Annotated in this window: 12 protein-coding genes; 9 read left to right on the top strand and 3 right to left on the bottom strand. The window is 58.3% G+C overall.

What is annotated here, in order from left to right:
• Window positions 1–716: 716 nt before the first annotated feature.
• The 3 genes from purQ to VGM18_06595 all read left to right on the top strand — a co-directional run bounded on the left by purQ (window position 717) and on the right by VGM18_06595 (window position 3,940).
• Window positions 717–1,457 carry a phosphoribosylformylglycinamidine synthase subunit PurQ gene (purQ, locus tag VGM18_06605; protein ID HEY3972656.1) on the top strand — a complete coding sequence of 247 codons (741 nt, stop codon included), beginning with the start codon at window positions 717–719 and terminating at the stop codon, window positions 1,455–1,457.
• Window positions 1,458–1,658: 201 nt separating this feature from the next.
• Window positions 1,659–2,912, top strand: coding sequence for a 2OG-Fe(II) oxygenase (locus VGM18_06600; GenBank protein ID HEY3972655.1), 1,254 nt, complete (start codon window positions 1,659–1,661; stop codon window positions 2,910–2,912).
• A complete protein-coding gene (locus VGM18_06595) occupies window positions 2,897–3,940 on the top strand; it encodes a hypothetical protein (protein HEY3972654.1) in 1,044 nt (347 codons plus the stop codon). The genes VGM18_06600 and VGM18_06595 overlap by 16 nt, the downstream gene beginning before the upstream one ends.
• Window positions 3,941–3,971: 31 nt before the next feature.
• Here the strand turns inward: VGM18_06595 and VGM18_06590 are convergent, their stop codons facing one another.
• Complete coding sequence (locus VGM18_06590; protein HEY3972653.1) at window positions 3,972–6,524, bottom strand: protein kinase; 2,553 nt, start codon at window positions 6,522–6,524, stop codon at window positions 3,972–3,974.
• A 171-nt stretch (window positions 6,525–6,695) separates the two neighbouring features.
• On the opposite strand from VGM18_06590, the gene VGM18_06585 reads away from it, so the two are divergent.
• The 6 genes from VGM18_06585 to VGM18_06560 all read left to right on the top strand — a co-directional run bounded on the left by VGM18_06585 (window position 6,696) and on the right by VGM18_06560 (window position 11,227).
• Window positions 6,696–7,052: a tlde1 domain-containing protein gene (locus VGM18_06585; GenBank protein ID HEY3972652.1), complete on the top strand. Its 357-nt coding sequence runs from the start codon at window positions 6,696–6,698 to the stop codon at window positions 7,050–7,052.
• A 13-nt stretch (window positions 7,053–7,065) separates the two neighbouring features.
• Window positions 7,066–7,548: a hypothetical protein gene (locus VGM18_06580; protein ID HEY3972651.1), complete on the top strand. Its 483-nt coding sequence runs from the start codon at window positions 7,066–7,068 to the stop codon at window positions 7,546–7,548.
• Between the two features lie 127 nt (window positions 7,549–7,675).
• Complete coding sequence (locus tag VGM18_06575) at window positions 7,676–8,296, top strand: hypothetical protein (protein HEY3972650.1); 621 nt, start codon at window positions 7,676–7,678, stop codon at window positions 8,294–8,296.
• Window positions 8,297–8,519: 223 nt separating this feature from the next.
• Entirely contained in the window at window positions 8,520–9,269 is a 750-nt protein-coding gene (locus tag VGM18_06570) for a YebC/PmpR family DNA-binding transcriptional regulator (GenBank protein ID HEY3972649.1), read from the top strand.
• Window positions 9,270–9,517: 248 nt separating this feature from the next.
• Window positions 9,518–10,267 (top strand): TlyA family RNA methyltransferase, encoded by a 750-nt coding sequence (locus VGM18_06565; GenBank protein HEY3972648.1) that lies wholly within the window; start codon window positions 9,518–9,520, stop codon window positions 10,265–10,267.
• Window positions 10,268–10,345: 78 nt separating this feature from the next.
• Entirely contained in the window at window positions 10,346–11,227 is an 882-nt protein-coding gene (locus VGM18_06560; GenBank protein ID HEY3972647.1) for an NAD(+)/NADH kinase, read from the top strand.
• A 26-nt stretch (window positions 11,228–11,253) separates the two neighbouring features.
• Here VGM18_06560 and lysA read toward each other — a convergent pair whose 3' ends face one another.
• Together lysA and VGM18_06550 are read right to left on the bottom strand one after the other, a co-directional pair.
• Entirely contained in the window at window positions 11,254–12,603 is a 1,350-nt protein-coding gene (lysA, locus tag VGM18_06555) for a diaminopimelate decarboxylase (GenBank protein HEY3972646.1), read from the bottom strand.
• Window positions 12,600–14,384, bottom strand: a complete 1,785-nt coding sequence (locus tag VGM18_06550; protein HEY3972645.1) for a GAF domain-containing protein — start codon at window positions 14,382–14,384, stop codon at window positions 12,600–12,602. Before VGM18_06550 ends, lysA begins: the two co-directional genes overlap by 4 nt.
• Between the last annotated feature and the right edge of the window lie 53 nt (window positions 14,385–14,437).

The raw sequence follows: 14,437 nt of genomic DNA, 5'->3' as shown, positions 1-14,437 counted from the left end.
GCGCTGCGGCGGGCCGAGTCGCCCGCCGCAGCTAACTGGTCCGGTTTCTGGGCTTTCCGCCCGACTCGGTCTTCCCTCTACTCCTATTACTTCCGTGCCACTTCCATAGCACTGTCGGGCCTTGTCCAAGAACTGGTCTATTGCTATTGTGCCGATAGAGATTGTGTTGTTCCTCCCCCTGAGGATCAACGAGGTCGATTCCGAGAGGGGGGTGACCTATGCGAGTAGTGCATCTTTGGTATGCGGCGATTGGCATTGCGGTGGCTCGCTGGATTTTTAAGCGGCAAGCGATAGTCGATCCAGTGACGCGGTTTCGCTCGCAAGGGCTTCTGTAGAAAGGTTTTTGGGGCTTGGGCGTGCGTCCCCGTTGCGCTTCCATTTCGTCAGGCGCACGCCCATTGCTTTCGCTCTTTCCTATCCATCTTCCCGTTATCATCTTTCCGTCCCTGAAGTAACCATTACGAATTTAATTACGCAAGATCATCGTGATAGGCAACACGCTGTAGAGAACGCCGGGATGACGGTGGTGTGGCATCGGGGTCTCCCTTCGGCAACAGCTCTGCCCGCTGTTTTCTCTGGTTTCGATTTCGCCGAGACGGTGGAGTCAAAGTCAAAACCAAAATCAATCAAAATCAAAGGCACCGGACAAGAGTGTCCGCCCACACAATCTGTGGCGTGCTAGACTAAACTCAATTCCCCACAGTTTGAGGGCATCCATGAAATTTGGCGTCATCGTTTTTCCCGGTTCCAACTGCGATCACGATGCGTTCTGGACGATTCAGCACGTCGCGAAGCAACCGGCCACTTTTTTGTGGCATGAATCGCACGACCTGGAAAACTGCGATGCCGTGATCGTTCCCGGAGGCTTCGCCTATGGCGATTATCTGCGGACCGGTGCGATCGCCAAGTTCTCGCCGGTAATGGAGTCGGTGCGCAAGTTCGCCGATGGCGGTGGATTGGTGCTGGGCATCTGCAACGGTTTCCAGATCCTTTGCGAGTCGGGCCTTTTGCCGGGCGCCTTGATGCGCAACGTTGGCCTGAAGTACGTCTGCAAACCCGTGCAGGTACGCGTGGAAAATGCCGCGACTGCCTTCACCAATATGTGCTCGAACGGAGAGGTGCTCACCATTCCGATCGGTCACATGGAAGGAAACTACTTTTGCGGCCCTGATACTCTTCAGGAGTTACAGCGCGACAATCGGATCGTGTTTCGTTATTGCTCCGATGGTGGCGAGATCAGTGCAGCGAGTAATCCCAACGGATCGCTGGACAATATTGCAGGCATTTGCAACTCGGGCGGCAATGTCGTTGGCATGATGCCGCACCCGGAACGCTCGGCCGAGCCTGAATTAGGGTGCACTGACGGAATGAAAGTCTTTCACTCGTTGGTTAGCCAATCGTTGATTGGCCAGTCGTCGGTTGGCCAGTCGTTAGTCGGCGCGATGACAGCGCGTTAGTCCTGTCCGATTTTCATCGGGTGCTTTTTGGTTCGGGCGCATTTTCTTCTTGGATTTTCAACAGCCTCCCGGTATATTGTCGTGGCTCTTCCCTCGTTGCATAGTGGTCGAAAAATCTGACTGTATTTTGAGGAATACACGCAGGGAGGCGTGTCTCTCATGACACCGAAGCAGATTCTAGATTCCTTTTCCCAGACCTTAATGCAAGATGAACGGATACTAAGCGGGCCCGAGCGCTCATTGCTGGCCACTCTGCTACAACACGCCAAGGCTGCGGCCGGCGAGAATCAGGAGACCCAGAACGCGGTCCGAACGGTGATTGCGTCGGCTCTCGGCGAAACTGTGGCGCAGCGGGCTTTCGCCGTGCTGGGCGGGAGTATTGTTGAAAACATCCTAAGCAATAGCGGATTGCCCCTTGGCGATCTAAGCAACCCGCGAACCGAGAGTTCTGCTGGCCCGCATCTGGGACCGCACTCTCCCTTCGAGCAGGATCCTTCGGGAGAGTTTCGTCGCGCCATGTCCGAATCCCACGTTCCATTGCGTTCGCAGAGTCAACCACAGTCTCCGGGTTCTCCTCAGCCGCCAGGGGTGAAAGCGCCCGATAAAGGGCCGCAACCTTCAGTCGGTCCGATGCGAACTCCGGTTGTACCCGGAGCGGGCCAGCCGCAGTCGCCGGGTGGTCCACAGCCTCCAGGAGTACATGCACCTCACAAAGAGCCCCACGCTCCTGGCCAGCCGATGCGCACCCCAGGTGTGCCTGCGTCACCCGGGCAACCACAATCCCCGGGCGGGTCGACTGATCTTGAGATCGTGGCCCAGAAGTCGGTAGCGGTTTTGGAGCGACCGTCTCGCCTTCCGGCACGCTGCGTGCTGCTCGACGAATTTCTGGCGCCGCAGGAACTGGAGGAACTCACGGGCTACACGCTGGCACAGGAAGTTGCCTTCAGCGCCAGCGAGGTCATTTCTCCTGCCGCAGATGGCGGGGTCGTGAACTATGAACATCGCCGCTCCCGCGTATTGATGGATCTGGCTCAGTATCAGAATGTGATGCTGGAACGCATCAAGACCGTGTTGCCGCAAGTCTTGCAGAAGCTCGGCATGGAGGAATTTTCCATCGCCGGCGTGGAGGCGCAGATTACCGCCAGCAATGACGGAGACTTCTTCCGCTTCCACAGCGATAACGGCAGCGACCGCGTGGCTGCCCGCCATCTCACATTCGTCTACTTCTTCCAGCGCGAGCCGCGGCGGTTTGAAGGCGGAGAGCTACTTATTTATGATGCCCGTCTGGAAGGAGACAATTACGCCAGCGAAGGCAGTTACCAGACGATCATCCCGCAACAAAATCAGATCGTCTTCTTTCCCTGCGAGTTGCTGCACGAAATCACTCCGGTGAAGTGCCCCTCGGGGCAGTTCGCCGATAGCCGCTTCACCCTGAACGGATGGCTACGTCACTAAACAATGCGGCCTGGATGGGATGGTTGGAAAGCCTCATGGGAGGAGGGTCGCGGCAGAGCTATGCCGCGACCCTTCCTCCGGGCCGCTACCATTGCCTGATCGATGAGTTGCCGCTGCATTTGATTCCACGGCGGGCGCTTGCCGCTTTAAGCAGTCGTGAGCCGCGGGAGGCGCTATTTCTAAATCCCAACTGCATTTTCAGTTCGGACGGGCTATTACCGGACGCGGTTGCGCCGCAGCGCGACCTGCTTACGGGATTTGCTTTGCAGGGGATGATCGCGTGGGTGAGAAATCCCGTGAGTGAAACGGTTTTTCCATTCTGGCTCGGACCGCAACTGGGAGCTTTGGTGCGAGGGCTGCGAGCGGACGAAGCCGCGCTTTCGATTCTTTCGGAAGAAACGCGCGCTCTATTGTCTGAGGCCGGTATTTTGAGTTCGCTCGATCGCGCTGATCGGTGTCGTCGCGCTTGGGGGAACACGATTGAAAAATCAGGCGCGCTTTTCCGCGAGAAAGGGTACGCGCCGCTTGCCTGCTTAATTCCTCCTTTTCATGTCGCCGCTTTGCGTCGTTATTATCGCCATTTGATTCGCACCGGCGCCATCCGGCTGGGAGACGGCCAAAGTCCGCGGCGTTACGTCGCCTATAACGAACCGGTTGCGCGCTTCTTCCATCATCAGATCGCTCCGGTGCTGAGTGCGATCGCGGGCGAGCCGCTCAAGCCGTCGTACGTCTATATGGCTTCCTATCTGAGCGGGGCAGAGCTGAAGAAGCACACCGACCGGGAGCAATGCGAGTTCAGCGTCACCCTATGTCTGGATTTTTCGCCCGAGCCCACTTTGGAGACTCCGTGGCCGATTCGACTGGATACGCCGAACGGCAGCGTCACCGTCTATCAAGCGCTGGGAGACGGCCTGGCATATCGCGGAACGAAGCTGCCGCACTATCGCAACGTTCTCGGCAAAGGTCAGACCTCAACGTCGATATTTTTCCACTACGTGGCCGCAGATTTTGCGGGATCTCTCGACTGAAGCGTCGGTTTGAAGCAGACATTCGCCGCGGCTACTGCAGGCCGGAGACGATATACAGAACCGACAGCGTCTGATTATAGGAGTAGGCGAATCGTGTGCCGTCGCGACTGACCACCACCGGTGCGACCATTACAACTCCCGCGGGAAGCGTCGGCTTCAGTTCCTTGACCACGGTCTGCTTCCCTGAGGCAATATCCACCTTGTATACCCGGCTTGGAAACTCACCTAGCCGGTAACCGTAAAGCGACGACCCGTCGCTCGACCACTGCACGGGATTGAAGTGCGGATCGACGTGAGGAATGAGCCGAGGCGAGCCTCCCTGGAGGGAGTAAATGGCCATCCATCCTGCGGTTCCTTTTCCGACAACGAAGCGGCTGTCGGGCGATGCCGGACCGCAGGTAACTCCTTCTGGAGTGATCGCCCTGGCTTTTCCACTGGACAAGTCCACGACGTAGCAGCGCGCGGCATGTCCGGCCTCGTCACCATTGAGCATAACCCTTTCCGCGTCCAGGAAACGGCCGTAGCCATTCTGTAAGTGATCGAGACCGCCAAGGCGGATGGAACGAGGTTGACCGGTGCCGGTGGGGAGCAGCGTAACCTGGGGAGCGACGGTAGAAAGCGAGAGCGCCCATTTTCCGTCGGGAGAAAATCCTCCCGAGCTGCCCTCGCCCAGGCGGACGGGAAGAGAACCGTCAACTCTCCGCAGCATGACTGCATAGTTCGGACCCGCAGTCTCACTGGCATCCTCAAACAGGACAAACTGTCCGTCAGGAGAAATGTCGCGGGCGGAGTTCCAATCGTGAGCGGAAAGGTCGACCTCTTCCTTCGTGTTCAAAGTGGCGAAGTCCATGGCCAGGCGACTGGAATTCAAGGCCACCAGGAGTCGACCGTCCGCGGCAATGTCCTGCAACGTGATGCCGAGGGGCAGATCCAGTAAAGTTCGGATTTTGCCGGAGAGATCGACGGTCATCAAATTGCGATTGTTGCCTTTGCCGGCGGCAGTGAACCATATCTGTGTGCCGTCCGGCCGCCACCCCAGTCCGCTCTCGTCTTCCCATTCTGTCGTCAGGTTGCGAACCTGTCCGGCCAAGTCTACGACGGAAACGAATCCGCGATTGTCCCAGAGGGCAGGGTGATCCATGAACGCGATCCGATCGCCGCGAGGAGAGAAACGAATATTGCTGATCCATCCAACGCTCTGGTACAGCAGATGGCCGATCGGAAATTCCAAACGACTGTGTCCGTCAACGTAATGAACTACCGCTAACTGACCGTGCGCGTCCCAGTCGGCCCAGCGAACCTCAGGCAGAACTTGCCGCGGCGTTCCGCCGGCCACCGGCCCGGTCGCGAGAACTCCGTCAACGGTTTCGAGTTGCCCGTTATGGGTGCCGTTCACCACCACCGCCAATTCGTTGCTCGGCGAAACTGCCAGCAGGTTGGCTTCGCTCATATTCAGAGGCTGAGCCAGAAGAGAGTTGCCGATGGTCGAAAAGAGCTGCACCGGCTTACCGTTCCAGGCTGCGCTGTAGACGATGGACCGGCCGTCGGGCGCGAAGCGCGCTGCATAGACTGTTCCCGCTTCTGAGGTCAAGCGATGGTAAGTTGGCGATGCGACGGGCCGATTCAAAAAAAGGACCAGCAAAAGCAGCAACATCGCCGCCGACAATCCCCCTGCGATGGCCCACGGCAACGCTGCTGGAGCCCGAGTCCTCGAACTGGAGGAGAAACGCATTCGAACCGGCGACGATGTTGACAAAGTTTGCAGCGCAAACACCAGATCTTTGACGGACTGGAAACGGTTCTCAGGATCTTTTTCAAGACAGTGAGTGACGATATCCCGATATCCAGCCGGGATCGCAGCATGCTCTAAATTGGCGGGCGCAGGCCCTTCGAGCAACACCGCAGTCATGGTGTCAACTTCTGTCTCACCGCGAAAAGCGCGGGAGCCGGTCATCATTTCGTACAGAATGGCGCCGAAACTGAAGATGTCGCTGCGGTGATCGACCGCTTTGCCACGCAGTTGCTCAGGCGACATGTAAGCCACGGTTCCGATCACGGCTCCGTGCTTGGTCACCGTGGTCAGGCTTTCAATGGCGCGGTCGTCTTTCGCGGGAGCCTGGAGCTTGGCCACTCCGAAGTCGAGAATCTTGACTCTTCCGTCCTGAGTGAGAAATAGATTTTCCGGTTTTAGATCGCGATGTACAATCAGCCGTTCGTGCGCTGCTGTGAGGCCTTGCGCGATTTGCAGCGCGTAGTCCGTTGCTTCTTCCAGGGGAATCGCGCCTTCGGACAAGCGTTGGCGCAGATCCTTGCCCGCCAGCAACTCCGAGACAATGTAGGGTAGGGCGCCTTCGAAGCCGACGTCATAGATCGCGAGGATGTTGGGATGGTTCAATGCGGCAGCGGCCCGCGCTTCCTGTTCGAATCGTCGCAAGCGATCGGGGTTGTCGCTCAGGGCCGGGCGAATCAACTTCAGCGCAACGTCGCGCCCCAGCCTTTCGTCGCGCGCGCGAAAGACGTCGCCCATCCCGCCTGCACCGATCTTTTCGAGGACCCGGTAATGCCCCACGAGCTGGCCAATCATACGGTAGTTACACAAAGCGCGCGCACGGCTAGTTTCTTTGCATGGCATGTTAGGGGCGATGGCCGAGCACGTCAATAGCCCGGACGTGACAATAGGCGGGAAAACTCTAACCCCAAGGGGAATTTCACTTAGCGTTTGTGTGCCTCGGGACCCAGAGGTATACTCTCCGCCATGTCTTGGACTTACAGCCAAAGTACCGGACAGCTGACGCACAACGGGCGAGTCGTTGCGACCGGGTACTCTGGAAGTGGACATGGGCGGAATAATCCAGACTTAGAAGCGACCCGCAACGTTGGACCCGTTCCACGCGGGCGATACACCATCGGTCCCGCGCATGACACGCGTACTCATGGCCCGCAGGTAATGGCGCTCACACCCGACGGCCATGATGCGCGCGGACGCGATGGATTCCTGATCCATGGCGATAACACGCGGCACGACGCTTCGACAGGGTGCGTGATTCTACCGCGCGACATCCGGGATCAGATTTCCAGCAGCGGGGACAACGAAATTGAAGTTGTACGCTAGGTCGAGCCCATTCTTGCAGGTTCTCTTAGTCACTGCGGCTTTATGTCCTTTTATCTTTGGACAAAAACAGAGCGGCAAGCCGTTCGTCGACGCAAAGACTGTTTCCGCGGAGATTGATTCGCAAGGCCCGGCTATTGTACTGAAGAAATTTACTTCCGGAAGTGGCAGGCAATGGAAGACCGTGCTGCACGGCATCGAAAGCGGATCTCCGGCCTGGCTTGAGGTCGCCGCGAAACTGCTCACAGCGAGCGACGCCGGACACACCACCGATCTGTATTTTTCGTTGGCCATGGCGCTGACCCGAAATGCCGCGGGCGTCCTGGCCATGGTGGGACCGAATCTCCCGATCAAGCAAGTATGCTCGGTGCCCTATATCGAGCCGGATGCGGAAACCATCGCGAAGCACCGTAAGAAGGCTCGTGCCGCATTGGAAAAAGTCAACTCGACCGACTTGGCTTCCCAAAAGGCGGCTTGCCTGGCCGCTCTCGAGCACTAGCGACTCACCGGAATTTTTTCGAAAGATCAATCGCCGTTGCCGGGCGTGCTAAACTATGCGCGCTGTGGGCCAGAATCTGCCACCCCCGCCGAGCACTCCGCCGTCGTGTTCGGAGTGCGCCACTCAAATGCAATCCGCCGCAGGCGGACCGCCTACGCAGTCGGCCTCGCGCATGTGGCGTTCAAGCGAGGGAAAAACTCGCATCGACACGCCGCAGAGTAGCGTGATCTCTGACCCGATCGCAAAGCAAACCATCGTTCTCGATCACGTCAAGAAAGAGGCGATCGTCATCCCAATGCCTCCGCCGGGCTCTCCGGTTCTGCCGCCGGGCGCGCCGCCGGGTGCGGTCGCCGCGCTAATGCCTCCCAACGTACAAGTTGAGCATCTGGGCGTGTCGACGATTGAGGGACATCAAGTTGAGGGTAAGCGCTTTACTTTGCCGCACGTTCCTGCTCCGCCGAAGCCAGCGATGCCCGCACCGCCCGACAAACTCGCGATGCCCGAACTGGCGGTACCGGGGGCGAAGGCGCCTGCGACTCCGGCGATGCCCAAGCCGCCAAACGCGCCGAAGTTGCCAGCCAAGCCGAGTGTGACCGAGTTGTGGACTAGCGTGAAGCTGAAGACGCCAGTGTTGACGAAAGTCTTCACGGCGGCGGGCGAACAAACGACCTATTGCAAGCCACAGGAAACGGCCGAACACCCACCGTCGGTATTTCAGGTCCCACCAGGGTATAAGATCAAGACCTAAGATCCGACTTTACTAAGATCAGGGGAAACCCTGCTCGTGGCGTCAGGCTACAGGACGATCATGCTATAAGACGATCATGGTATAATCGGTGTTCGCCGGCATCCATACTGAGGCAATCCTGTGATCTCCTCTGAGGGCGAATCGCGCGCCATCCAAGCCCTTTGCCGAGCTCTTTATATTCCGAAGTCTTTATATACCGAGTTTTTGGACACGAGGTCTAACCATGTCGGGCCACTCAAAATGGGCCACAATCAAACACAAGAAGGGCGCGCTCGACGCCAAGCGCGGCAAGATTTTTACCCGTCTCATTAAGGAAATCAGCATTGCCGCGAAGAACGGTGGCGGCGATCCTGACAGCAACCCGCGCCTGCGCGGCGCCATAGTTGCGGCCAAGGCAGAGAATATGCCCGCCGATAACATTAAGCGCGCCATCCAGCGCGGCACTGGCGAACTGCCTGGCGCCACCTACGAAGAGTTTTCGCTTGAAGGTTACGGGCCTGGCGGTGTCGCGGTCCTGCTCGACATCAATACTGATAATCGCAATCGCACGGTCAGCGAAATCAGGCACGCCTTCGGCAAGAATGGCGGCAACATGGCTGAAGCTGGCGCGGTCTCCTGGATGTTCCACAAGAAGGGCGACATCATCATTCCCAAAACCGCCGCAAAAGAGGACGACTTGATGAACATCGTGCTCGAAGCGGGCGGCGAAGACTTAAACGATGATGGCGACAACTGGGAGATTTTGACCGAGACTTCCGCATATGAGGCGGTTCTGGAAGCGGTGAAAAAATCGGGCATTGAACCCGCATCTGCCAGCGTAGCCATGATTCCGCAGAACTACATCAAGCTCGAAGGCGCAGCCGCAAACACAATGATTCGCCTGATGGAAGCGCTGGAAGAACACGATGACGTGCAGAACGTGCATTCCAACTTCGATATCGATCAGAAGTTGCTGGAAGAAGTTGCCGGGTAAATGACAATGAGCACGATCGCAAAGCCGCCCTGGTTTCGGGCGGCTTTTGTTTTCGTGGGTAGAGCTTGTACATGCTCATGCATTCAACGGACCGAAGTTTTCAACACGTTCTTGGAAAACTTTGTGGAAAAGAGCCGAAGCACCCTCCTAAGTGATTCAGGGCAGAGATGCTTCAGCACTTTGCACTATGCCAAGGGCTAACACTTTCGGGCTAGAAGGCGCCAGCGAAATATTTGCCGCGGAAAACTTTGAAAGTCAGACTCGACAAACTTCTGGTGGACCGAGGTCTTGCCGGCTCGCGCGAACGCGCGCAGGCCCTTATCCTTGCGGGCAAAGTTCTGGTCGACGATCAGAAACTTGGCAAGGCGGGCGCGCAGGTTTCAGAGCAGTGCGCGGTCCGCATGCTCGGCGAGGACCTCAAGTACGTGAGCCGCGGCGGACTGAAGCTGGAGCGCGCTCTCGAAAACTGGAACATCGATGTAGCGGGCAAGATCTGCCTTGATATTGGCGCTTCCACGGGAGGATTTACGGATTGCCTGCTCCAGCATGCCGCCGCACGCGTGATCGCCGTGGATACAGGCTATGGTCAGATGGATTTCAAACTCCGGCAAGACCCGCGCGTCAAGTTGCTCGAAAAATCCAACGCGCGCCATCTGACGCGGGACGCCGTCGGTGCACTTGTCGACCTGATTGTGATGGACGTTTCCTTTATTTCCGCAACTCTGGTTCTACCCGCAGTGGTCGCGGCCGGCTTTTCTGAGTCGGTGGAGGGACGTCAGGGCGGCCAAATCATCGTACTGGTAAAACCACAATTCGAGGCGGGCAGAGAACATGTCGGCAAGGGGGGGATCGTGCGGGACGAGGCCGCGCAGATCCGGGCGGTAGAAAAAGTCAGGGCAGCGTTGCAGACTCTCGGTGCGATCAAGACCGACGCGATCGAATCCCCGATTCTAGGCGCCGAGGGAAATCGTGAGTTCCTGCTCTACGGCGTGTTTTAGTCCGCGAACCTTAGCGGCCTTTGTGGGCGATGCCTTGGTTTCCGGTACAATCGCTCTTTCATCGTATCTTCGAGCGTAATGGCCACTCCGCAAGCATCCACCCCGAAAACCGCAGGCATCATTTCCCGGCCCGAACGCCCGGAGGTCGCCAAGATTCTTCCCGGACTCCTCGCCTGGCTCGCTGAGCACGGGTACAAAGTCATCGTTGACGAGCAAACCTCGAAATATATCGCCGGACAGCAAATCGTGCCGAGGGCGCAAATGGCGTCGCACGCGCTGGATCTGGTAATCGTACTGGGCGGCGATGGAACTCTGTTGTCCGCCGCGAGAGTCACCGCCGCGATCGATGTTCCCTTGCTTGGAGTCAATCTCGGCTCGCTCGGATTTCTGACCGAAGTGCCGCTGCAATCGCTTTACACGATGCTCGACGCGATCGTGCAAGGACGCGCCGCCGTCGAACATCGCTCGCTAATGCAGATTGAACTACTACGCGGAGACACTGTTCGCGGAAGCTATCTGGTCTTCAATGACGCTGTGGTGAACAAGACGGCGCTGGCCCGCCTCAATACCTACGATCTGTACATCGACAAGGTGTTCGTCGCCGGCTATCGGGCGGATGGCATGATCGTGGCGACTCCTACCGGTTCGACCGCATATTCGTTGTCGGCGGGCGGACCGGTCCTGATGCCGACGGTGAATGCATTCGTGATTACGCCGGTGGCGCCGCATTCGCTGACGCATCGCCCGCTGGTGGTGCCGGATTCGGTGGAGATCGAAATCCTGTTGCGCAGCGAAGAGGAAGCGTACCTGAGCCTTGACGGTCAGCCCGGATTCGACCTGCGCGACGGAGACCGCGTGCGCTGCCGCCGCTCCGAGCATCAAGTGAGCCTGTTCCGCACCGGGTCGGACTTCTTTCATGTGCTGCGCACGAAAATGAAATGGGGCGAAAGGCAGGCCTAGGTGTTGCGCGGGCGCCCGCCCGCGATTTACAGTTCCGGCCGCAGCAGGTCCGAGATTTTCTCCCGCTTTCGAATTACCTTAGCCGACTTGCCCGCAACCAACACTTCCGCCGGCCGGGGGCGCGTGTTGTAATTCGACGCCAGCGCCATGCCATAGGCGCCTGCATCGAGAATCGCCAGCAGACTCTCTTCGTCGACCAGCGGCAGCTCGCGGTCACGGGCGAAGAAATCTCCGGTCTCGCATACGGGCCCAACAATATCTGTGACTTCTGATTTAGCTTTAAATGTCGGCCTTGCACCTTGTATGACGGGGCTTTGAGTAACTGGAGCAATCTCATGGTAGGCGCCGTAGAGCGTGGGGCGGATCAAGTCGTTCATTGCGGCATCGACGATTAAAAATCTCTTGCCGTCGTTTTGCTTTCTGTAAACCACCGTTGTCAATAAGACTCCCGCAGGACCGATGATCGACCGTCCCGGTTCCAGCAGGAGTCGCACGTCGAGTTCGCGCAAAGGGCCAGCCAGCGCCCGGGCATACATTGCCGCGTAGGCGGAAAACTCGAGCGTGTTCGGCTTTTCGTAGGCAATCCCCAAACCTCCTCCCGCGTCAACGTGCTCGATGCCGTGCCCGTCGGCGCGCAATTCGCGGACGAGTTCTGCGACGCGCGCCATGGTCTCGCCGAACGGAGCGACATCGGTGATCTGCGAGCCGATGTGCACGCTCACCCCGCGCACCTTGAGATATGGCGCACCTGAAGCTTTAGCGTAGAGCGCCCGGGCCTCGCGAATCGGTACTCCGAACTTGTGTTTGCGCAACCCAGTAGAAATATATGGATGCGTCTCGACGGCAACATCCGGGTTTACGCGGAGCGCGACGGGTGCGGTCTTGCGCAAGCGGCCAGCGCACTCAGCCAGAGCCCATAGTTCCGATTCGCTCTCCACGTTGAAGAGCATGATTCCCGCCTTTAACGCCGCCGTCAACTCTTCCCGGGTCTTGCCCACTCCCGAGAACACGACTTTCTTCGCCGATCTGCGGTCCGCGACCCGCACCCGTTCGAGTTCGCCGCCGGAAACGACGTCGAAGCCGCATCCCTTTTTCGCCAGCATGCGCAGGATCGAAAGATTCGAATTCGCTTTGACGGAGTAGCAGATCGTGTGTGGCTGCTGCCGAAACGCAGCGTCAAACGCGTCATAGCGTTCGCGGATCATTGCGGCCGAGTAGACGTAGAGAGGAGTTCCATGCTGCGCCGCGAGCTTCTCCAGGTCTACATCCTCGCAATGCAGAACGAGCGGGCCACGGCGGCGCAAAATGCCCCGCTTCCTTTCGCGATACACAAATCCGGGAGGGCGGCTTGCGAGGTTCTGACTGGGAGGGGTCATTTCTTCTTGGCGGAGTGCACGCCGCTGCCGTGGGAATTTCCGTGCACTCGGATGGCGACCACCGTCTGGTCGTCGAATGTTTCCACGCCTGCCGAGTGTTCGGCTGCGGCTTGGAACAGGGAAGAGACGACGCAATCCGCCGATTGTGTCGCGCATTCGGCAATGACCTTTTCGACTCGTCCGCGCCCAAACAATTCGCCTTTGCGGTTGCGGGCGTCGAGAATGCCGTCGCTGAAGAATACGAACATGTCTCCCGGCTTCATCTTGAATTTGAATTCGTCGTAGTCAGCGTCGTCGAACAGGCCGAGTGGCAAGCCCGTTGCCTCGACCACTTCATTCTTGCCGCCATGCACAAAAATGGGCCGGGGAAGTCCGGAGTTCGCGACCGTGAGAGTACGCTGTTCATCGTCCCAAACCGCATAGATAATGGAAACAAACTGGGCCTCGATGCGGCGCTCGGCCAACGATAAATTTACGGCGGATAGCATCTCCGCCGATCCCGGCTCAATCGGGGCATGCGAGCGGATAATGCCGCTCACGAGCGCGGCGTAAATGGCTGCCGGCGCGCCCTTGCCGCTGACATCGCCAATGGCGATGCCCAGCCGCGACATCGAGTAGGGGATGAAGTCATACAAGTCGCCGCCGATGGCGCGGGCCGGAACGAATTTCGCTGCAACATCCAGGTGTGCAAGCTTCGGCGGGGTCTGCGGGAGCAGTCGTCCTTGCAACTCCCGAGCCAGGGCCAGATCGCGCTCCAACCGCCGCTCTTGCCGCTCGATCTCTTCGTACAGCCGAGCGTTTTCCAGCGCAATCGCAATCTGCGCCGCCAGCGTCGTCATGGTGCGCTGATGCTCTTCTGTGAAGAATCCGCGGCGAGTATGCTCCAGGTCGAGCACGCCAATTACTTTGCCTTTGTAAACCAGCGGGACAGCGAGTTCGGAGCGCGTTTCTGGATTGGCTTCCACATAACGCGAATCTTTGGTCACGTCAGGCACCAGGACCGCCTGCTTGCTCTCGGCCGCATGACCCACGAGTCCGCGTCCCAGTGGAATCTCATGTTTAAGATGAATGTTCTCGTTGAAACGCAGTGAGAAGCGGTGCTGCAATTTCTCGCCCGTAGAATCGAGCAGAAGAATGCTGAACATCTGGTAATCGATCAGCCGGCGCACCAGTTCGGCGATGCGGCCGAGCAACTCGTCCAGGTTCAGGATCGAAGTCAGCTCCTGCGCAATTTCGTTCAGCAGCAGAAGAATCCGCGCCTGCTTGGTCGTTCGCGTATACAGCTGGGCATTTTCTATGCCTGCCGCCATGCGCGACGCCACCAGCGTCAGCACACGCACGTGCTCCTCGTTGAAATAGCCGGGCTCGCGCGCTTCAAGGTCGATGACGCCAATCACGCGATTCTTGGTGATCAGCGGGATAGCCAGTTCTGAGCGCACATTCGGCACCGCCTCGATATAGCGCGGGTCCTTGGTCACATCGTCAATCAGAACTGCCTGGCGCGTTTGCGCCGCAAGTCCAGTGACGCCTTCGCCGACTTTGATCCGACTGCGCTCGGTAAATTCCGGCGGATAGCCCACCTGGAAGCGAAACCTGAGATCCTGAGTTTTTTCGTAGAGCAGAAGAATTGCGAAAATCTCGTAATCGATAACTTTGCGGACGACTTCGGCGACGCGCCGCACGGTCGTTTCCAAGTCGAGCGACGTGGCCAACACGTCGGCCACGTCGAGCAGCAGCGACTCGACCGGCAGGCGCTCCGGTTTAGAAATGACAGAACCCATTCTTCTTTTTCTTTCGCGGGGGATGGCTGTTGGTATGATAACAGCCGCTGCGC

Origin of the sequence: Candidatus Sulfotelmatobacter sp. (assembly GCA_036500765.1) — a bacterium.
Lineage (GTDB): Bacteria > Acidobacteriota > Terriglobia > Terriglobales > Acidobacteriaceae > Sulfotelmatobacter.
This window is presented reverse-complemented; position numbering and strand designations above follow the sequence as displayed.